Annotated in this window: 21 protein-coding genes and 2 pseudogenes; 7 read left to right on the top strand and 16 right to left on the bottom strand. The window is 62.9% G+C overall.

All coding sequences use genetic code 11. The annotated features are described in order from the left end of the window. The first annotated feature begins 1 nt into the window (after position 1). Entirely contained in the window at positions 2-943 is a 942-nt protein-coding gene (locus C463_RS08315; protein WP_008442725.1) for a DMT family transporter, read from the top strand. Between the two features lie 28 nt (positions 944-971). Here C463_RS08315 and C463_RS08310 read toward each other — a convergent pair whose 3' ends face one another. Then, positions 972-1,544 carry a hypothetical protein gene (locus C463_RS08310; protein ID WP_008442723.1) on the bottom strand — a complete coding sequence of 191 codons (573 nt, stop codon included), beginning with the start codon at positions 1,542-1,544 and terminating at the stop codon, positions 972-974. Positions 1,545-1,685: 141 nt separating this feature from the next. Further along, positions 1,686-2,135 carry a 2Fe-2S iron-sulfur cluster-binding protein gene (locus C463_RS08305; RefSeq protein ID WP_008442721.1) on the bottom strand — a complete coding sequence of 150 codons (450 nt, stop codon included), beginning with the start codon at positions 2,133-2,135 and terminating at the stop codon, positions 1,686-1,688. Between the two features lie 98 nt (positions 2,136-2,233). On the opposite strand from C463_RS08305, the gene C463_RS08300 reads away from it, so the two are divergent. Continuing rightward, on the top strand, positions 2,234-3,223 hold the full coding sequence (locus tag C463_RS08300; RefSeq protein ID WP_008442719.1) for a biotin--[acetyl-CoA-carboxylase] ligase: 990 nt from the start codon (positions 2,234-2,236) through the stop codon (positions 3,221-3,223). A gap of 51 nt (positions 3,224-3,274) precedes the next feature. On the opposite strand, the gene C463_RS08295 is transcribed toward C463_RS08300, so the two are convergent. Continuing rightward, entirely contained in the window at positions 3,275-3,838 is a 564-nt protein-coding gene (locus C463_RS08295; protein WP_049905718.1) for a universal stress protein, read from the bottom strand. Positions 3,839-3,957: 119 nt separating this feature from the next. Between C463_RS08295 and C463_RS08290 the strand changes: the two genes are divergently transcribed. Both C463_RS08290 and C463_RS08285 read left to right on the top strand, forming a co-directional pair. Then, on the top strand, positions 3,958-4,215 hold the full coding sequence (locus C463_RS08290) for a DUF5789 family protein (RefSeq protein WP_008442714.1): 258 nt from the start codon (positions 3,958-3,960) through the stop codon (positions 4,213-4,215). A 124-nt stretch (positions 4,216-4,339) separates the two neighbouring features. Beyond that, positions 4,340-5,542, top strand: coding sequence for a redox-regulated ATPase YchF (locus C463_RS08285; protein WP_008442713.1), 1,203 nt, complete (start codon positions 4,340-4,342; stop codon positions 5,540-5,542). 27 nt (positions 5,543-5,569) lie between these two features. Here C463_RS08285 and C463_RS08280 read toward each other — a convergent pair whose 3' ends face one another. Next, a complete protein-coding gene (locus C463_RS08280) occupies positions 5,570-5,932 on the bottom strand; it encodes a hypothetical protein (protein WP_008442711.1) in 363 nt (120 codons plus the stop codon). Positions 5,933-6,257: 325 nt separating this feature from the next. On the opposite strand from C463_RS08280, the gene C463_RS08275 reads away from it, so the two are divergent. Both C463_RS08275 and C463_RS08270 read left to right on the top strand, forming a co-directional pair. Next, entirely contained in the window at positions 6,258-6,491 is a 234-nt protein-coding gene (locus C463_RS08275; protein ID WP_049905711.1) for a hypothetical protein, read from the top strand. 22 nt (positions 6,492-6,513) lie between these two features. Further along, entirely contained in the window at positions 6,514-6,963 is a 450-nt protein-coding gene (locus C463_RS08270; protein ID WP_008442709.1) for a DUF6653 family protein, read from the top strand. Positions 6,964-7,005: 42 nt separating this feature from the next. On the opposite strand, the gene C463_RS08265 is transcribed toward C463_RS08270, so the two are convergent. From C463_RS08265 to C463_RS08220, 11 genes and pseudogenes are all read right to left on the bottom strand, one after another. Beyond that, complete coding sequence (locus tag C463_RS08265) at positions 7,006-8,214, bottom strand: threonine synthase (RefSeq protein WP_008442707.1); 1,209 nt, start codon at positions 8,212-8,214, stop codon at positions 7,006-7,008. A gap of 51 nt (positions 8,215-8,265) precedes the next feature. Further along, positions 8,266-8,445, bottom strand: coding sequence for a hypothetical protein (locus C463_RS08260; protein ID WP_049905710.1), 180 nt, complete (start codon positions 8,443-8,445; stop codon positions 8,266-8,268). Positions 8,446-8,686: 241 nt separating this feature from the next. Further along, positions 8,687-9,121 carry a PIN domain-containing protein gene (locus tag C463_RS08255; RefSeq protein WP_008442705.1) on the bottom strand — a complete coding sequence of 145 codons (435 nt, stop codon included), beginning with the start codon at positions 9,119-9,121 and terminating at the stop codon, positions 8,687-8,689. Next, positions 9,122-9,373, bottom strand: a complete 252-nt coding sequence (locus tag C463_RS08250) for an AbrB/MazE/SpoVT family DNA-binding domain-containing protein (protein WP_008442702.1) — start codon at positions 9,371-9,373, stop codon at positions 9,122-9,124. It abuts the gene before it with no gap. A gap of 79 nt (positions 9,374-9,452) precedes the next feature. Then, positions 9,453-10,019, bottom strand: coding sequence for a hypothetical protein (locus C463_RS20140; protein WP_394295263.1), 567 nt, complete (start codon positions 10,017-10,019; stop codon positions 9,453-9,455). A gap of 4 nt (positions 10,020-10,023) precedes the next feature. After that, positions 10,024-10,590 carry an AAA family ATPase gene (locus C463_RS20135; protein WP_394295262.1) on the bottom strand — a complete coding sequence of 189 codons (567 nt, stop codon included), beginning with the start codon at positions 10,588-10,590 and terminating at the stop codon, positions 10,024-10,026. A 240-nt stretch (positions 10,591-10,830) separates the two neighbouring features. Next, positions 10,831-11,976 (bottom strand): ABC transporter permease, encoded by a 1,146-nt coding sequence (locus tag C463_RS17640; RefSeq protein WP_008442698.1) that lies wholly within the window; start codon positions 11,974-11,976, stop codon positions 10,831-10,833. Continuing rightward, the gene (locus C463_RS08240; RefSeq protein WP_049905717.1) at positions 11,973-12,638 is read right to left on the bottom strand and encodes an ABC transporter ATP-binding protein; all 666 of its coding nucleotides are present in this window, start codon (positions 12,636-12,638) and stop codon (positions 11,973-11,975) included. The genes C463_RS17640 and C463_RS08240 overlap by 4 nt, the downstream gene beginning before the upstream one ends. Further along, positions 12,635-13,774 (bottom strand): hypothetical protein, encoded by a 1,140-nt coding sequence (locus C463_RS08235; protein ID WP_239638867.1) that lies wholly within the window; start codon positions 13,772-13,774, stop codon positions 12,635-12,637. Before C463_RS08235 ends, C463_RS08240 begins: the two co-directional genes overlap by 4 nt. A gap of 809 nt (positions 13,775-14,583) precedes the next feature. Further along, positions 14,584-15,349, bottom strand: a pseudogene (locus tag C463_RS08225) (IS5 family transposase). Between the two features lie 149 nt (positions 15,350-15,498). Continuing rightward, complete coding sequence (locus tag C463_RS08220) at positions 15,499-16,236, bottom strand: hypothetical protein (protein ID WP_049905715.1); 738 nt, start codon at positions 16,234-16,236, stop codon at positions 15,499-15,501. 435 nt (positions 16,237-16,671) lie between these two features. On the opposite strand from C463_RS08220, the gene C463_RS20055 reads away from it, so the two are divergent. Further along, the gene (locus C463_RS20055; RefSeq protein ID WP_160163101.1) at positions 16,672-17,793 is read left to right on the top strand and encodes a CARDB domain-containing protein; all 1,122 of its coding nucleotides are present in this window, start codon (positions 16,672-16,674) and stop codon (positions 17,791-17,793) included. A 358-nt stretch (positions 17,794-18,151) separates the two neighbouring features. Here the strand turns inward: C463_RS20055 and C463_RS18575 are convergent. Next, positions 18,152-18,452: pseudogene (locus tag C463_RS18575) on the bottom strand (hypothetical protein); the annotation flags it as partial.

Here is an 18,452-nt window from a genome sequence, read left to right as displayed (position 1 = left end):
AATGAAGCTGCGAAACCTACTCTCTACTCCCGAATCGATCCTCGCGGCGTTCGTCCTCCTCGCGACGCTGTGGGGCACCTCCTTCGTCGCCATCGAGGCCGGGTTACACTACTTCCCGCCGCTGCTGTTCGCCGGCGTGCGCTACGTCGTCGCCGGCGCCATCGTGTTAGGCTTCGCCGCGGTCGCCTCCGGGAGGACGGTCCCCCGGGGCCGCGACGAGTGGCTCGGGGTCGCCGTCGCCGGTGCCTTCGTGATCGCCGCGTACCACGGATTCCTCTACGTCGCGGAACTCCGCATCTCGGGCGGGGTCGCCGCTGTGGTCGTGAGCCTCGCGCCGGTGTTGACCGCGACGTTCGCCGCCGTCCTCCTCCCGAACGAGCGCCTCGGTCCCCTCGAGATCGGCGGGTTCGCCCTCGGCGTTCTCGGCGTGATCGTGATCGCCGACCCGATGGAGGCGGGGCTCGGTAGCGCCGCGCTCTTCGGCGTCGCGCTCGCGTTCGCCGGCGCGGTCGCCTTCTCGCTGGGCGCCGTGCTGCTCCGCCCGCTCCGCACCGACCTCCCGATCGCCGCGTTACAGGGGTGGGCGATGGTCTCCGGCGCCGGGCTCCTGTTCGTGGGCGCCGCCCTGCTCGGCGAGTCGCCCGCGGCGATCGTCTGGAACGCGACGTCGGTCGCGTCGCTGTCGTATCTCACGCTGCTGTCGGGCGTCGTCGCGTTCCTGATCTACTTCGCGCTGCTCGACGAGGTCGGACCGACCCAACTCCACCTCGTCGGCTACGCGGAGCCGGTCGTCGCCGCGGTCGGGAGCTGGGTCCTGCTCGGTAGCCTGATCGAGGCGGAGGCGATCCTCGGCTTCGTCGCGATCCTCGCCGGCTTCCTCGTTCTCGAACGCCACGAGATCGCCGCCTACGTCGGCGTCGAAGACGCGCTCCGGGCGCACTAAAGCGGTCGATACGGTCGGCCGCGACGCCTCACTCGCCGATATCTTGACTGAGCCCCGCGCGCAGGTCACGACCGAAGTAGTGGCCGAGCAGCGCGAGCGCGAGCCCCACCCCCGCCCCACCGCCAACGGCCAGTAACGGCCCACCCCACTGTTGGAGGTAGTCGATCCCGGACGTAAGGTAGGCTATTTCGGGAATACTGGTCAGTATAATGACCGCGCCCGCCGCGCCCCCGGCGATCCCCGTCTCGACGTACCGGCGCGTCGAGAGGACGAGTCCGAGCAGGAACGCGGCGAGGAACACGCCGCCCGCGGTCCCGACCGTCCCGCCGATGAGCGGGATCAGGCCGCCGACGAACACCCCGACCGCGACGGTGACGAGCGCGAGGGCGAACGCCTTCCCGGAGAACCACCGACCGGAGACGCCGATCCGCCCGGAGCCGCCCGCGCTCTCGGCGCTCCCCGCGCTCGGCGTCGCGGCCGCGGCGCCGCCGGAATCGGCGTCTGACGCCCCCTCGCCGCCCGCGAGGTCGTCGTCGAGGAGGTCGTCGAGGTCGTCCATCGGGTCGTCGTCGGACGACTCGCGCTCCTTGGAGGGTTGCATACCGGACCGTTCGGGCCCGCGGACTTGGCTTTTGTGCCGCGATCGGCCGCCGAATCGCTCGTTGGCCCGCGGTCTCGTGTGACTCGGTATCGTTCGTCGTTTCACCGGAAACGAGGTGTGGGGGCAGTCGGTTCGCGGCGCTCAGCGACTCCGATCTGGCCATCCGTCCTTCCCGCTATCGCTCGTGTCGGACCGACGCCCGCCCCACACGCGCTTGTCGACGAGCCCGACCGTCATCGGGCGGTCGACCGGAATTTGACAGGAGAGCCGCGGGTAGCCGAACCGGTCGGCGAGGCGGTCGTGCCAGTGTTCCGCTGGCGGTCCCTCGCGGACGCGGACGCCGCAGGTGGCACAGATCCCTCGTCCGCCGCAGTTCAGTCGGCGGGTCGCGGGCGCGTACGGCGACAGCCCGGCGTCGAGCAGGACGCGACGCAGGTTGCGGCCGCGTTCGACGTCGAGTTCGACGCGCTCGTCGCCGTCGATAACGACGAGCGGGACCGTCTCGGAGTCGCCGTTCGGACGCTCGCCGCTGTCGTCCCCGCGCTCGCCGCCACCCATGCCGTCGCCGCCCCCCGCGCCGTCGTCTGTCATCGGCGGTTCTCCGCGCGCCGGACACAAAGCGTCCGGGACCGGGAACGGCTGGATCGAGACCCGGAACGGCTTTCGGCCCGGACGGCGGAACGGACGGTATGGACACGCGGCGCGCGCTGCTGGACGCCCTCGCTGCCGACGACGGCCCGGTCTCCGGCCCCGCCCTCGCCGACTCGCTCGGGGTCTCGCGGGCGGCCGTCTGGAAGGCCGTCGAGGGGCTCCGCGAAGAGGGGTTCGCCGTCGAATCGACGCCCGAGGGGTACGTCGCCCCCGACGACCCGGGCTACTCCGGACCGGGGATCGCGTTCGGGCTCGACGCCCCCTACTCGGTGGAGTACCGCGACCGGATCGCCTCGACGAACGAGCGGGCCCGCGAGCTCGCGGCGGACGGGAAGACCGATGTCGCCGTCGTCGCCGACGAGCAGACCGGGAGTCGAGGTCGCCTCGACCGCGAGTGGGTCGCGCCGAGCGGCGGCGTCTGGCTGTCGGTGCTGACCCGCCCCGACGTGCCGACCGCGCGGGCGCCGCTGTACACCCTCGCGGCCGCGGTGGCGACGACCGACGCCGCCCGCGAGGCGGGCGTGGACGCGAAGATCAAGTGGCCGAACGACGTGCTCGTCGAGCCGGAGGAGAGCGCCGCGGGCGCGGACGACTCGGACTCGACCGGCCGCGGCGGCCGGAAGCTGGCGGGGATCCTCACGGAGATGGAGGGCGAGGCCGACCGCGTCGGCTGGCTCGTCGTCGGCGTCGGGGTCAACGCCAACCTCGACCCCGAGACGCTGCCAGCGGGCGCGACGTCGCTGTCGGCCGAGCGCGGCTCACCGGTCGACCGGCGCCGCTTCGCCGCGACGCTGCTCGAACGCTACGCGGAACTGACGGCGTCGCCGGCGGCGCTCGACGAAGTCCTCTCGGCGTGGCGCGAGCGGGCGAGCACGCTCGGGCGACGCGTCCGCGTCGATACCGGAGACGGCGTGGTGGAGGGGACCGCGGTCGACGTCGCGGATCCGGGCGCGCTCCTGATCGATACCGACGGGGGACGGCGGCGCGTCCACGCGGGCGACTGCGAACACCTCCGCGACGCGGAGTGAGTCCGACCGGCCGAGTGAGTCCGCCCGTCGAGCCCGGAGTGCAGCGTCCGCCTACCCGGTCTCCGTCGCGTCGGACACCGGGCCGTCGGCGTCGGTCCCGCCCGCCGTCGCGGACTCCTCGCCGCCCGCGGCGCCGCTCGCGCTCGCGGACTCGGCCGCGCTCGCGGCGGCCTCCTCGTCGCCGATCCGGACCGTCAACACCGGGACCGACGAGCCGCGGACGACCTTCTCGGCGACGCTGCCGAGGAGCAGTCGGTCGATGCCGCCGCGCCCGTGGGTCCCCATCACGGCGAGGTCGCAGTCCGCCTCCTCGGCGTGGGTGATGATCTCGCGGCTCGGCGACCCCTCGACGACGGCGGTCTCGACGTCGACGTCGCGGTCCGCCGCCAGCTTCTCAACCGTTTCGAGCGCCGTCTCCGCGTCGTCGTACAGCAGGTCGCCGACGCCCTCCCACGTCGTCTCCATCGGCATCCCGGCGTACCGCGCGGTGTCGACCACGTAGATCGCGCGGACCGAGGCCCCGTGGACCGCGGCGAGGTCGAGCGCGTGACACACCGCCAGCTCCCCCTCCGAGGAGCCGTCGGTCGGGACCAGGATCCGGTCGTATAGGGGCATGTTCACGTGTATCATGACTCTCGGGACGGATAACCCTTTGTTCTTGCCGGTTTCTCGCCGCCGTCCGGCGGCGCCCGGGCCGAGCGCGCGTTTATGCTTCGTCCCGCCAGTAGGACGGTATGTCCGAAGAGATCAACCTCTCACGGCTCGAACCGACGCTCGAAGACCACGCGTACCCCGCCGACCGCGAGGCGCTCGCCGAGTCGTTCGCGGGCACGACGGTGCTGTTCGCCGACGGCGACGCCGACCTCGGCGACCTCCTCGCCGACGTCGACCAAGAGACGTTCGCGAGCGCCGCCGACGCGCACGCCGCGCTCCAGAACGTCCTCCCGATCGAGGCGCTCGGGGAGCCGGGGCAGTCCGACGGCGACGCCTGACTGGCCCTCCGGGTAGTCCGAGGGCGACGCCTGACCGGCCCCCGAGCTTTCGCCCCTCGTCACCGCTTCCCACGTCACGCGGCGTCTCGCATCGCTTTTCACCGCGGATCGCGCAGTACTGGTAATGAGCTACCGGATCGGTCTCGTCGGCAAGCCCTCCGTGGGGAAGTCGACGTTCTTCAACGCCGCGACGATGAACGACGTGCCGGAGGGCGCGTACCCGTTCACCACCATCGACCCGACCGTCGGCGAGGCGTACGTCCGCGTCGACTGCGCCGCGCCCGAGTTCGACGAGACGTGTACGCCGAGCGTCGGCGTCTGCCGCGAGGGGACGCGGTTCGTCCCCGTGAAGCTGGTCGACGTCGCCGGGCTCGTCCCGGGCGCCCACGAGGGGCGCGGGCTCGGCAACCAGTTCCTCACCGACCTCAACGAGACCGACGTGCTGATCCACGTCGTCGACTTCTCGGGGAAGACGGACATCGAGGGCGAGGCGACCGAGGGCCACGACCCGCGCGAGGACATCGACTTCTTGGAGGAGGAGCTCGACGCGTGGTACCTCGACGTGCTGGAAAAGGGGCTGGAGAAGTTCGAGACGCGGTACCACGGCGCCGACGCGGCCATCGAGGAGGAGCTCGCCGACCAGATGTCGGCGTTCGGCATCGACAAGGACCGGATGAAACGGACCATCCTCGCGCAGGACCTCGAACTCGACCCGGAGACGTGGGAGGAGACGGACCGGATCGAGTTAGCCCGCGAGATCCGGAAGCGGACGAAGCCGATGGTGATCGCCGCGAACAAGATGGACACGCCCGAGGCGCAGGCCAACTGGGAGGAGATCACGACCGACCCCGACTACGACCGCCTCTCGTTCATGCCCGCGAGCGCTCACGCGGAGAAGGCGCTGAAGAACGCCGACGAAGGGGGCGTCGTCGACTACACGCCCGGCGAGAGCGACTTCGAGGTCGTCGGCGACGTCTCCGGCGAGCAGAAGGCCGGTCTCGACCAGATCGGCGAGTTCGTCGAGGAGTATGAGGGAACCGGCGTTCAGGGCGCGCTCGAAGCCGCAGTCTTCGACGTGTTGGGCTGTATCGCCGTCTTCCCCGGCTCCGCGAACGGGAGCAAAGACGAGAAGGGCGTGTTCCGCGACTGCTTCATCCTCCCGGAGGGGTCGACCACGGAGGACTTCGCGTACCACATCCACTCGGACATCGGCGAGGGGCTCCTCCACGGCACCGACTGCCGGAGCGGCCGGCAGGTCGGGACCGACAGAGAACTCTCCCACCGCGACGTGATCGAACTGGTCTCGACGAAGCAGGCGGCCCCGTAACCTCGCACCGTTCGCGCCGTCGTGCGGTCAGTTCGGCTCCAGATCGAGGGTGCCGCACTCGCGGCAGCGGAACACGCCGTCGTCGGTCCGGTCCGGAACGCGGAACTCGTGGCCGCTGTCGCAGCGCCCGCCGTCCGCGAACCCGCCGTCGCTCGGGTCGATGTCCGTCGACTCGCAGGCCGGGCAGGCGAACGCCCCGTGGCCCAGCCGCGTCGGCGCCTCGAAGTAGTGACCCTTGCGGCAGCGGCCGCCGTCCTCGACGCCGTCCGTCCCCGGCGCGACGTTCTTGGCGTTACACTTCGGGCAGTAGCAGGTCCCGTCGCCCGCCTGCTCCGGCGACGCGAAGTAGTGGCCGTTCGTACAGCTACCCCCGTTGTCGAAGGGATCCATACCCGGCCGTCGGCGACCTGCGTGTAAACTGCTGTGGTCGGGAACGTTGCGGGAATTCGATACGAGAGATTCGGGGTTAGTGCGATTTGGTGAGCGGTGAAGTATGGACGACGTTGAGGAGGGTCATCACGCGAAAGTCAGCCAACATCGAAACGGTTCCACGGAGAAAAATAAAATTCGGACAGGAACTATTCGGTCAGATTCTCGCCGAAGATTCGATTTCCCTCAGTCTGGACACAACTGTCGAATCGCCTGCCTGTTTACTTCCAGTTTCACTCGATGGCCATGGCTCACGTTCTTAACGTTGGCTGCCAGTGCTACAGATATGGCCACGACGGACTCGGGTGAGCGGATTCGGCGCCGCGACGTATTCGTGAACCTCGCTGAAGAGCTACAACTTCGACGATCCGGTGTCCACAGCGCGAAAATGGCTGAGAATCTATTCAGATTCGAGGAGGGTCGAGACCTCGTCGGGATCGCACACGAGGCCGAGCGCGGCGTCCACGCGGCCGCCGAAAAGTATGCGTCGACACCTCCTGACTCGAACGAAGCTATTTGATCACTCAGATAGACGTTCAGACATGACCCCCACCCTGCCGGACGATTTCGAAGAGCGGTTCTGGCGCCGCCACTCCAATCCGAAGAGCGGTTGGAGTCGCACGGCCCTGCTGCCGGCGCTCCTCTTCGCCGTCTATCACCGGAGGTGGCGACTCGCGGGCGTCGCGCTCCTGTTCACCGCGGTGAACCCGATTCTGTTCGCCCCGCCGGACGACGACGACGCGTGGATGACCCGCGTGGTACTGGCCGAACGCTGGTGGACGCGCGAACGGAAGGCGGGCGTCTTCGACCACTCGTACCCGAACTGGCTCAATCTGCTCAACGTCCCCGTCTCGGTGTACGCGTTCGTCGCCGCGTATCGCCGGCGACCCGTCCGGGCCGGCCTCGCCGGAACGCTCGCGATGGGACTGAAGTTCTGGTACGTCGGCGCGCTGGTCCGGCGATACGACGCCGCCGACCGGCAGGCGGACTGAACGCGACCCGCCCTTCCGCGCAGCATCGAAACGCCCGCCCGATCACGGAACTACCTCGCGGACCGCGTCCGGGACATCGGTCCGGTCGACCTCCCGAACAGAGGAGGCGTCGACCTCGCTCGGCCCGTACTTGTACCCCGATCCGGTGAGTATCACGGCCACGTCGTCCTCGGGGCCGAACTCGCCAGACGCGGCGAGGTCGCGCACGGCGGCCGTAGCCACGGCGCACGACGGCTCGACGGAAACCCCGGCGTCGGCCGCGAGCCGGTCCGTCTCGGCCAGCATCGACTCCTCCGAGACGGAGACGACGCCGCCGTCCGTCGCTCGCGCGGCCGCCAGCGCCCGGTTCCCGCTCGGCGGGTCGGCGTTGTTGATCGAGACGGCCGCCGTCGGCTCGCCCTCGACGGCCTCAACGCGCGAGTCCCCCCGTCGGTACGCCCGCGCGATGGGGTCACAGCGAGCGGCCTGCGCGAGGTAGATCCGCGGGACCGACGGGAGCAGTCCCGCCGCGTCAAGCTCTCGGAGCGCCTTCCAGACCCCGCTCGCCTGCCCGCCGCTGCTGACCGGCAAGAGGATCGCGTCGGGGGCGTCCGGGGCGAACGCCTCGCAGATCTCGTACGCGACCGTCTTCTGTCCGGCGACCCGAAGCGGGGCGTCGGAGTTGAGGAACGCGACGCCGAGGTCGCGTTCGAGCGCGTCCTCGTAGAGCTTCCCGTACTCGCCGCGGACCCGGAACAGGTGGGGGTCGTGTTGGGCGATCATCGCGAGCCGCGAGTCCGGGGTGTCCTCCGCCACGAGGATGACCGCTTCCCGGCCCGCCGCGGCGGCGTGCGCGGCGACGCTCAGCGCCATGTTGCCGTGCGAGACGGTCCCGACCGGCCCGTCGAGGCGACCAATCCCGACGGCCGTTCCCCGGTCTTTGAAACTCCCCGTCGGGTTGGTCCCCTCGACCTTGAGATGGATCCCCGGGCCATCCGGCGGTTCGATCGACGGCGCACGAAACAGCGGCGTACCGCCGGCGGCGGCGGCGAATCCGGTCGGCACCGACGCTGGGAGCACAGACTCGTAGCGCCAGAGGGAGTCTCGTCCCAGCCGGACGCCGTCGTCGGCGTCGTCGTTGTCGCCGCCGCTCGCGTCGGGCCACGAGAACGCGCCGCCGTCGGTGTCGAACCAGAGCGGCTCGCCGCACGCGCAGCGGGCCGCGCCGCCGGCGGCCGTCTCGCCGCAGTCGTAGCAGACCAATCGGTCCATACGCCACCCTCTCGGTCGGCTCACAAATGGCTGGCTACGGGCGACCGGCGCTCAGAGATCCTTCTCGAAGTGGACCAGCTCGTACGCACCCGCCGTCGACGTCGCCGTCCGTTCGTACTCCCGGTCCTCGTAGAAGTCGAGCGCGGCGGACTGGCGCGTCGACGCTGACCGCCGCGAGCGCGTGACGGGGACTGCGGTAGCCGCGGATGCTTTCGGCGACGAGGTCGACATTGAATTCTTTCGTCTGTGCGCTACCGTCGTGGGCCGGCTGTTTCGACGCCATACCCTGTGCTGGTCGTCGGCTGTGGTTTAGCCTGACCCGGGGGGTTCCGGATGGTTCCTGACGCGCTACGATCGCGGGACGCAGCGAGGACCGCTCCGTTCCGGACGGTGTTCCGAACGGTCCACCCCGTCCGGACCGGAACTCGCCGGCTCCTCGTGACTATCTCCCCGAACGCGGGCCGCGTCTCGCTCAGTCCGGTTGGTACGGATCGGTCGCGACGTCGAGGCGGTACACGTCCTCGGCGGCGTCGAAATCGTCGTCGAACGCGTAGAGGTACCCGAGCCCCTCGACCTGCATGTACGCGACGATACAGGCGTCGACGAACGAGAACCGCTCGTGCTGTCGGAAGAGGCCCTTCGCCGTCGCGAACGCGTCCGCCGTCAGCGACTCGACGTGGAGCCGCGTGTTCTCCTCTACTCGGCCGAGGAAGTCGACGGCGGCGTCGTGGCCCGCGTGCGTCGTCAGGCCGTTGAGCGTCTCCGCGAGTACGTAGTCTAGAATCACCGCTTCCGGGAGGTTCGCGGTATCGATCCCCCTGAGGATCGGGAGTGCGTCCTCGTGCGCGCTGTCTCGACGGTACGCCGCCGCGAAGAGAACGCTCGTGTCGACGAGTGCCCGGGGCATCTACTCGGGGTCGACGCCCCACGCGTCGTGTTCGCTCTCGACGTCGGTCTCCCGGTCGCCGTCGTACCCGTCGAAGTCGCTGAACGTCCCGCTGCGCTGTTGGACGACCCGCACGCGGAGCGTCCCGTCGTCCTCGATCTGCCAGCGGAGCTTGTCACCGTCGTCGATCTCCATCTCTCGACGGATGTGCGCGGGAATATTCGCCTGGTTTCCCGAGACCTTGCTTTCGGAATCAACGCTCTCGCTACTCATGCTCGGAAGTACGAGATCACCATCAATAAACCTAGTGTGCTTACACACTACTGTTGGAGGCGGCGACGAACGCGCCTATTCAGGACTGTGGCGTCGGCGCAGTGTGACCGACGCCGACGAGGTGGTACCGCTTCGATCCGCGGTCCTGCTCGACGTCGACGAGGTTGTAGTGTTCCAGCTTCGGTAGGTGGTTCTCCCGGAGGNGGTCCTGCTCGACGTCGACGAGGTTGTAGTGTTCCAGCTTCGGTAGGTGGTTCTCCCGGAGGTATCGCAGCGTCACGGGGTCGTCGTGCGTCTCCTGATAGCGCGCGTACAGCTCCTTCTGTATGAGCCCGTCTTCCTCGGCGAGGACCTCGTACAGCGCCCGCCGGTGCGTGTTCAGCTTCGAGATCGTCTTCTGCCGCACCTCACGCTCCGCGTCGGCGACCGCGTCCTCGACGAGTCGCCCCGGGATCGCGGACAATCCCTCGCGAGAAGCCATTCGGGCCGCGACCCGCAGNCGCTCCGCGTCGGCGACCGCGTCCTCGACGAGTCGCCCCGGGATCGCGGACAATCCCTCGCGAGAAGCCATTCGGGCCGCGACCCGCAGCCCGGCGGTCGCCTGCCGCGCGTCTCCTTCGGAGAGGCGCGCGATGCGTCGAAGCACGTCCTCATCGACGGCGCCGGGACCGAGCCCCTCGCGAGCCCGTCGAGAGAGGATCTCCGTGATTGTGTCTTCCCCGTAGGAGTCGAAGTTCACGTGGTAGGCGACGCTGATCCGTGAGGTGACTCGCTCGTCGAGGTCCGCGAGGAGGTCGACCTCTCGGTTCGCGATGCCGATCCATGAGAGCCCGCGGATCTCGTGGAGTTCGTAGAGGACCTTGTTCTCTCGCAGCTGGTCGACCTCGTCGAGGATGACCACGCCGGGACCGTTGAGGTCGGTCGTGATGCGATCGATGAGTCGCCCCGTCGAAGCGGACCGCGGGAGCGCGGCGCCGACGAGGTCGCGGGAGATCTGTTCGAGGACTGCGTTCCGCGTGTAGTCCTGCCAGCAGTTCACGTANCCGCGGGAGCGCGGCGCCGACGAGGTCGCGGGAGATCTGTTCGAGGACTGCGTTCCGCGTGTAGTCCTGCCAGCAGTTCACGTAGGCGTACGGGACTTCGAGGACTTCCCGTCGGGGCTCGCGCACGGCCGCCTTCGCGACCGTCGTCTTCCCGACGCCGGAGGGACCGAACAGGAAGCAGTTCTCGGCGCGAAAGCCGTCCTGAATCGGTGCGAGCGCNGTCGATTCCGGCCGACAATGGTGGAGGGGAGGTGATCGTCGTCGAACACCGTTCCGTCGCGTATCACGTTCTGGTCGGTCACGGCGTAGTGATATAATACGACCTCCGAGTGTTCCGAACGGTTCCGGATGTCGTTTAGACCACTTTCAGCGGACCATGGAAGTCTCGATTAGGTTGGGATTCAATACGTGAGATCAATCTCGAAGTGCCTCAACGGGTCGTTCATTTGCTGCTTTCCATGCTGGATACAACCCACTAATCGAACTTGCAGCAACCGCAAACACCATCCCATACAGGAGGTACTGTACACTTTGCCAGCGGAAGGCGCTTAGTGGGCTCCCCAGCAAGAATTCAAATAGTATCACTCCGACACCGGCGGAAACGACGACTCCCAACACGCCGCCAATTACCCCGAGGAACACCGCTTCAGTGAGGATCATTCGAAGGACTTCGCCACGGGTTATGCCGACAGCTCTGAGAACACCAATTTCTCCCCGCCGTTCGACGGTACTCATCAGCATTACATTGAGAATCGCGACGCTCGCAACCACCAACGAAATTGACCCAATGCCAAGGAGCCCGAGTCGGAGCGTACTCAGAAATGATCCAACGTTCTGCTGTACAAACGCAAAGTTGCGAACACGAACGATATCCTCGTCAGCAGTATTGAATGACGATTCGATGTTGGCTGTAAGAGCCTCCACTGATTGTCCAGGTTCCGCCAAAACAGTTACCGAATCATAATAATTCTGATTATCCATTGCCGAGAGCGGTAGCACGAGTACTCGCTGCTGACCGCCGATACCTTGGGATGACGAGAGGATTCCTTGGACGCGATAAATTTTCCCGTCGTAGGTAACCGGATCACCAATCTCGATCCCAAGCCGTCTGGCATCCGCCTGGGAGAGTAACGCCCCTGACCGGAGGCGGTTTGAGATGCTCCCTCGGGAGACATTATACATCGCATCTGCCTTCGTTAATGCGGTTACGCTAACGCGTGTTTCAGCTCCATTCCGAGCGGAGAGTGTTGTCACATTGCTCCGCTCGGGTACCACCGTCGCATCACCTGCGAGCCGCTCAATATCGTCTACTTGGTCGGCAGAGATTCCGTCATTGGGGTTGTCCGGCCCTGCAGAGACTGTCACCTCGTTCGATAACCCCTCAAGATTTGCGGTAGCTTGTTGTTGGATTGCGGCCGTAGCCATTCCTAACGATGCGATCGCAACGACTCCAATCAGAATGCCGAGTGTCGCGAGAGCGGTCCGAACCCGATTACGGCCAAGATTCCGCCATGCCATCAATGCGCTGGGAAATCGTCGTAGAGGATGTCGTCTGCTCATGTATTGATAGTCCCGTCAACCAACTCAACAACCCGGTCAGAGTACTCGACTAACTGCTCGTCGTGAGTGACTGCTACAATAGCGATGTTCTCGCTTTCTTTGAGCCTCGTTAATTCATCTAAGATTGTCGCACCGGTGTCTTGATCGAGGTTACCAGTCGGCTCGTCCGCAAGAAGAACGTCCGGTTCGTTGACTAGTGCACGCGCAATGGCGACCCGTTGGCGTTGGCCACCGGACAGTTGAGGAGGCTTGTGTGTCAGTCGGTCACTAAGTCCAACTCGGTTGAGCAATTCAACAGCCCGGTCACGTCTATCAACCTCGGTGTCCCACATTGTTGGCAGTTCCACGTTTTCGGTTGCTGTGAGCATCGGAAGCAGGTGATAATCTTGGAAGACGAATCCGATGTCAGATCGGCGTTCTTCGGTCAGTTCATCCGTAGAAAAGTCTGTGACATCACGCCCATTAAGCCGGACACGTCCAGCTGTCGGCGTATCGAGCAACCCAATCATATTCAGCAACGTACTCTTGCCCGAGCCAGAGGGACCGATGATTGTAACCATCTCGCCGCGGTCAGCACGGAAGTTGACACTATCCAGCGCCTCAATGATTTCTCCGCCGGTGTGGTACCGCTTTATCGCATCCTCAAGTACAATGACACTCATCGGCTGCGCCACCTGTAGGCTACACCGGCGAGGAGAATGGTGATAACTGCGATACCGCCAGCAATAAGCCGGAGTGGAAGTCCTCCGGAGCCAGCGGATCCGGAACGGGGGCCGGACGCGTCGGCACCGGAAGCAACGCTGTCACCAGGCGCCGAGCTGCTGCCCGCAGACATGGCGGCAGCCGTCAAGTCAACCCTCTGTGTCGTCGTCACACGCTCGTTATCAACGATATACGTGATGGCGACGGGAATCGACGAAGCGTTTGACTCGGTCTCTGCGGTGAGTTCAAATGTGGCGAACTCGCTGGCCTCAACGCCACCAACGAAGTACTCACCCGACGGGGACACGGGTTGGACATCAGCAGTATCGTCGATCTGGACGAGTACAGAATCAGCATCGGTGCCGCCGAGATTCGCAGCGTCACCTTCGATCATTACCCCGGAACCGACACGTGAGACCTCAACCGCGGTGAGTCGAATTTCACCGGGAACTTGAGTCTCTTCGTTGATGTTGGTGACAAGCGAGGTAGAGTAATTGCCGCCAGCAGCGTCATACGTCGCGGTAAACTCGACCGTATCTGATACAACGCCGCTCGTGTCGAAGGCGGTAACTCGGTTGGACTCAGGCGACACGTCACGGACAAAGTTGCGGTCAAGGACGTTATCATTAGCTGTGGCAGTAACCTCGACATCGGTGAGGTTAGTGTTGCCAAAGTTTGTCAGCGAAACCTCGACCGTCTCAGAATCGTTTTGTGAAACTGTCGCTGACAGATCAGCTTTCACCTTCGGTTCAGACACCTCAATATAAACTGGGTAGGTGTACGAGTGATACTCGCCACTGGTATCCCGTACAACAAGGTTGACTGCCAGCTGTTTTTGACCAGGTGTCTCAAACGTTGCTGAGATTGGGACAGATAGGGACCCACCAGGAGAGATTGATCCAATGTTCTCGATGCGGTCAAACTCTTGTGTAGTCCCTATCGATCGGACATAGAGATCCGTGACCTCGACAATAGAGTCACTATTTTCGAGATTTGAGATGGTAGCTTCGATTGTGACTTGTTCGTCGGTAGTTGGATCGTCTGGTGTTACTGTTACTGACGATAGTTGGATAGCCGGGCCAGTGGCGGTTGCCACGACCGCGGCTGTGCTACTCAAAACGAAGAGGGCTAGTACCAGTCGGCTAACGAGGGACCCACGCATCGTCGGCGATCGGTTCTTATAACACTAAGAATTATTGCTGCGATTCAACAACTGAAACACATCATCAACTTTGTTGAGAGCTGTGATGGTGCGAAAGCGCGTCATGGCACACAATAATGAAATCCTATCATTTCTGTCGCATTCACCTATTCCCAAATTATAAATGGAACAACTGATGCCGAATCATTAGTCCAATGGGTTATCGAGAACGGGATAAATAAAGCAGTCCGCCGACACACATTTGACAGTTATAATATGTATCTCGAGGTGGATTCAACGCTTGACTGGGGCGTGGGTGAATTATACGAACTATCAGATTATCTCAACGAGATTGAAGATAGCATACCAGAGGATCCTCAAGAGGCTGAGGATTACCTATTAGACTTACAACGAGACGGGTTCCTCCGGAGTCAGCACGTAAATCACCTCTATCAGAAGAATGTAGACTCTCAGTAAGTAGAAGTGGTGTGGGAATATTGTAGAAACCACTCAGTTGTAATTTAGATTATGAGGCCTCGTTAGCAGTTGCGATAGAGTGAATATATATCGCACATTGCTGGTCAGTTTAGCTCCACCTCAGACAGACCCATACTCACACTCGCCACAACGGCAAGCATGATCGGCTAACCCTAATTCATGGACGGCGGGATACTGCGTGATGGCTACGGTCGAACTAAGCGTAAGATAGAGCTTTCTCTCAAGAGTTGAAGGAACTGCTGTGTTGAATAGATGCTGAGTCACGGTTACAGCGGTTCACACAGTGGTTCTATGTTGGTGATGGCGAACATCAAGACGATTTCCCGGAACTGCCGATACCAGCCCAGCGCTCGCACGGCGTCGCCGAGCGAGCGCTTCGTTGTCGAATACGATGTTTCCGCCATCCAGCGCTGAGAGTAGTCGTTTGCTCGGTTGAGCGCGTTGTTCGCGGCTGCTTTGGCTGACGACCCGCGGTAATGAACAAGGTACTCAACGCCATGTGCGGCGATTTCGTACTCGGTATGCCAGTCTTGGAAGCCGTTGTCGGCGGCGACGGACTGCAGGTCGTCCGCGTTTCGGCGGACGACCTGCGGTCCGGTCTTCGTGTCATGCTTCCACCAAGCTGCGATATGAATATCAAGAACAGCAAGCGATTCCATATCAGTTAATGTCGTCACTTTCAGCGTCTGTATCGTCCGGCCTGCCCGCTGGCGAAAGTACGACGACGCACGTCGCCGATCGAAGAACGTGCTGTCGAGAGCGGCGTGGCCAGACTGCGGGTGCTGCTGCGCGGAAACGCGCAGCAGCGCCCGCCACACCCACATTTCCAGCCGATCGAACGATTTGTAGATCGTGCTGTAGTCTGGGAGATCGTCTCGATTTAACCCGAGGACGTTGCGAACCTCGGCCATGTACTTCAGCCGATTCGGCGTTTCACGGTAGCTGTGGCCGTCTTCGAGCCGAAAACAGTGTAGCACAACGTGTTTCCAGCGGGCNACACTGCTCAACGAAGTCGAGGATATCGACTTCCATGGACAGAATCGATTTCCTCGGCTTCGTCCTTCTACTCCGCGATATTAGCCGATCAGATCGCTATTCAACACAGCATAATCTACATGTCTTAGTGACTGTCATATGGTTTCGTCGATTAAACCCACTGCTGTCACCGGTACTCACAGATTTCAAAACCTATCCTCTGAGTTCACCACGTCGTCACGGAGTCTCTGAGCGACAACCGACCCGACTGCGGACCGCAGCGTCTCTACGTCGATGCCACTCTGGTCAAGACGGACGTACTCCTCTCTGACGATCATCTCGAAGATACGAACTTGAACGTCGGCAGTCGTGACTGTGTTTCCTGCCGCTTCAACAGCTTCGACAGCTCGGTTGACCCGTGTGTCGGTCACGAGTTCGCTGGCAACCGCTGACGGCTCATCGTGAGCGAGTTGCTCAGTCGGTTGTTCACCAACAGTGAACTCGGTCAAGAGTGCGCTCCCACCACTGCGGTTCTCAATCCGAACCCCTGCGGCCGGGCCGTCATACCACGCCGAATCAGGCATCTCAAACTGCTCGGGAGAGAAATCACGGACGTTCACCTCTTTTTGAAACGTGTTCACTGGCGTGAGATTGAGGCGCTCAAACACTTTGTCGGCCCTGTCACTAGGGATGAATCGCTCGTTGGCTTCGTTCCAGATGGCATGGCCAAGAAACGGCGGCAGTCGCTCCCAGTCGTACGCAACACCGACGTGACACGGTGCCACGCCGAAGAAGACGTACGTTGACGGGTCCTCGACAGCGCTGTGAAACGCGTCGCGGTCGAACTCCGCTCGAATGTGTCGAAGGGTATGCCGGTATTCCGGAGGGACATCGTCGAAGACCTGCTCTCGGTCTCCAAAGATCAACAGCCCAGACGGCTCCATCGTAAATCGCACCTGCGGCCCGACAACGTGCTCACGGAGCCAGAGGTGTCCGCGCGACAGCAACGCTTCAGGGGCGTCGTCGAGCTGCGGCGGTGACGGATACGCTTTCATCAGGGGATGTCAGTACTTCTCACCGCGAGACAAATATAGGCTCTTGCTGTCCCCCAAGACCTCAGCGTCATTCAACCGAAGAGCTCTGATCTCGATAATCTCCCTCGCTGAAACAAAGCGTCTCAGGTTCTCTGAGGAACTACGACGGGCCGGCTCCCCAGACAGTCTCTGGCTGCTCACTCGCGTCTGCGGGCGAGTCTACAGACAACTGTAGAGTGTTCCATGCCGCTCTATAGGAGAGCCAACGCATGTTTAGTTCACAATAGATCAAGCAACAAAATACTCATATGACAGCGATACGCAACATATCACCGAGAACTTGTCATGGCTTCTACACGCATTCATGACGCGTCGAAAACACTTGGTGTACTACTGATCACAACGCTGGTGCTCTGTTCTGGTAGTGTTGGTGCTGGTGTCGTCAGCGCACAGGAGAGCGCGCCCGGAGAGCCCGTCAATTTCTACGGCCAGATCACAGACAACGCAGACACTCCCGCACCGGCAGGTACAGAAGTGTACGCAGTCGTCAACGGGAGCGTCGAAGACAGGATGACGATCAGTGAAGCGGGGCAGTACGGTGGACCTGGCGCCTTCGATGACAAACTCACCGTGAACTCCGCTGCCGGTGATGAGATTCACTTTCGGATAGCGAGCCCGGACGGTCCTGAAGCNGGACCTGGCGCCTTCGATGACAAACTCACCGTGAACTCCGCTGCCGGTGATGAGATTCACTTTCGGATAGCGAGCCCGGACGGTCCTGAAGCAGTTGGCAGTCCGTACGAACTGAGCGGTCAGAGCGGGGTCATCGAACTAAACTTGACATTCTCCGACGAGACGTTCGACGGGCCTCCGGGCGATGGGGACGGTGGGACCGACGGCGGTGACGGGGCTGGCGGCAGTGGTTCCGGTGGCGGGTCAGACGGTGGCGGGTCTGATGGCGGCGGGTCTGATGGCGGCGGGTCAGACGGTGGCGGGTCAGACGGTGGTGACGGCTCCGATGGCGGCGGAGCTGACGGCGGCGACGGCTCTGGTGGTGACAGCGACACCGGCGCGCCGTCGTTCGTCGTCTCCGAGTTAGACCCGCAGGACGTCACGATTTCGGCCGGCGACGCGCTCACAGTCACCGCAACGATCGAGAACGTCGGTGACACTGAGGGCACACAATCTGTCGAGTACCGCATTGGTGGAGCCGTCATGGCCAACCAGAGCGTTCTCCTCGCGCCCGGCGAGACCACAACCGTTGAGTTTGCCGATATTGAGACGCTGAATCTCGAAACGGACGAGTACGAACACGGCGTCTTCACCGAGAACGACAGTCAGACCGCCACGTTGACCATTGGTGGCGGTTCAGACGGGACCAACAACTCAACGCCCGGCTTCGGCTACGTTGCGTCACTGCTTGCGTTGCTCCTGTTCGTTCTTGGCGTGAGACGAAAGCGCGACTGACAGCGAGCGATACCTACTTATCACTCGTTTTTTACCTCAAAAATCCGCCGGCTCTGTTGAAATCCTTAGAAAGTGGTACATTCTCATCGGATGTGGTCAGTACAGGTGACTCACTTACCGATAGGCACACTCAATCACATACATACTTGTCAAGAACGCTGTGCGAGATACAAAGACTGTATGTAGCNTCAGTACAGGTGACTCACTTACCGATAGGCACACTCAATCACATACATACTTGTCAAGAACGCTGTGCGAGATACAAAGACTGTATGTAGCGCAAGAGTTGGATCATTCCTGCCAAGCCCTGAACTCTCCGATAGAATATGTTTGTGAGTAAATTAATGAGAGTAGAATCTCAGCCATTTGGACTCTCTGTGTCTGCGAATATGCTAACTGTTCCATCCAATTGATCGGGTATCGGCTCTTCTTCAATAGTACGTTCGCGCGTGTCAACGACCGCGCCGATGTGAAGACTCTCTCCGGGATTGATTGTTCGATCTTCCTTTTTGTCAACTTCGTCGTCTATCCGGCCATCAACGAGCGTACTTCCAGTAAATCCGGTCGAGACCAAATCAGGTCGAACCTCTTCCAGTGACTTCTCCATATCACTCGGGAGTGGACTTGCCCAGATGACGGTGACAGCACTTTCGTCGTCG

The sequence above is a fragment of the Halorubrum californiense DSM 19288 genome (assembly GCF_000336875.1).
Classification (GTDB): domain Archaea; phylum Halobacteriota; class Halobacteria; order Halobacteriales; family Haloferacaceae; genus Halorubrum; species Halorubrum californiense.
Note: the sequence above shows the minus strand (reverse complement) of the source record. Positions and strands in the feature narration are given on the sequence as shown.

Bases quoted from the DNA above. Each gene is read 5' to 3' on its own strand.
- C463_RS08315 (WP_008442725.1), top strand. From the start codon at position 2: ATGAAGCTGCGAAACCTACTCTCTACTCCCGAATCGATCCTCGCGGCG.
- C463_RS08310 (WP_008442723.1), bottom strand. From the start codon at position 1,544: ATGCAACCCTCCAAGGAGCGCGAGTCGTCCGACGACGACCCGATGGAC.
- C463_RS08305 (WP_008442721.1), bottom strand. From the start codon at position 2,135: ATGACAGACGACGGCGCGGGGGGCGGCGACGGCATGGGTGGCGGCGAG.
- C463_RS08300 (WP_008442719.1), top strand. From the start codon at position 2,234: ATGGACACGCGGCGCGCGCTGCTGGACGCCCTCGCTGCCGACGACGGC.
- C463_RS08295 (WP_049905718.1), bottom strand. From the start codon at position 3,838: ATGCCCCTATACGACCGGATCCTGGTCCCGACCGACGGCTCCTCGGAG.
- C463_RS08290 (WP_008442714.1), top strand. From the start codon at position 3,958: ATGTCCGAAGAGATCAACCTCTCACGGCTCGAACCGACGCTCGAAGAC.
- C463_RS08285 (WP_008442713.1), top strand. From the start codon at position 4,340: ATGAGCTACCGGATCGGTCTCGTCGGCAAGCCCTCCGTGGGGAAGTCG.
- C463_RS08280 (WP_008442711.1), bottom strand. From the start codon at position 5,932: ATGGATCCCTTCGACAACGGGGGTAGCTGTACGAACGGCCACTACTTC.
- C463_RS08275 (WP_049905711.1), top strand. From the start codon at position 6,258: ATGGCCACGACGGACTCGGGTGAGCGGATTCGGCGCCGCGACGTATTC.
- C463_RS08270 (WP_008442709.1), top strand. From the start codon at position 6,514: ATGACCCCCACCCTGCCGGACGATTTCGAAGAGCGGTTCTGGCGCCGC.
- C463_RS08265 (WP_008442707.1), bottom strand. From the start codon at position 8,214: ATGGACCGATTGGTCTGCTACGACTGCGGCGAGACGGCCGCCGGCGGC.
- C463_RS08260 (WP_049905710.1), bottom strand. From the start codon at position 8,445: ATGTCGACCTCGTCGCCGAAAGCATCCGCGGCTACCGCAGTCCCCGTC.
- C463_RS08255 (WP_008442705.1), bottom strand. From the start codon at position 9,121: ATGCCCCGGGCACTCGTCGACACGAGCGTTCTCTTCGCGGCGGCGTAC.
- C463_RS08250 (WP_008442702.1), bottom strand. From the start codon at position 9,373: ATGAGTAGCGAGAGCGTTGATTCCGAAAGCAAGGTCTCGGGAAACCAG.
- C463_RS17640 (WP_008442698.1), bottom strand. From the start codon at position 11,976: ATGAGCAGACGACATCCTCTACGACGATTTCCCAGCGCATTGATGGCA.
- C463_RS08240 (WP_049905717.1), bottom strand. From the start codon at position 12,638: ATGAGTGTCATTGTACTTGAGGATGCGATAAAGCGGTACCACACCGGC.
- C463_RS08220 (WP_049905715.1), bottom strand. From the start codon at position 16,236: ATGGAGCCGTCTGGGCTGTTGATCTTTGGAGACCGAGAGCAGGTCTTC.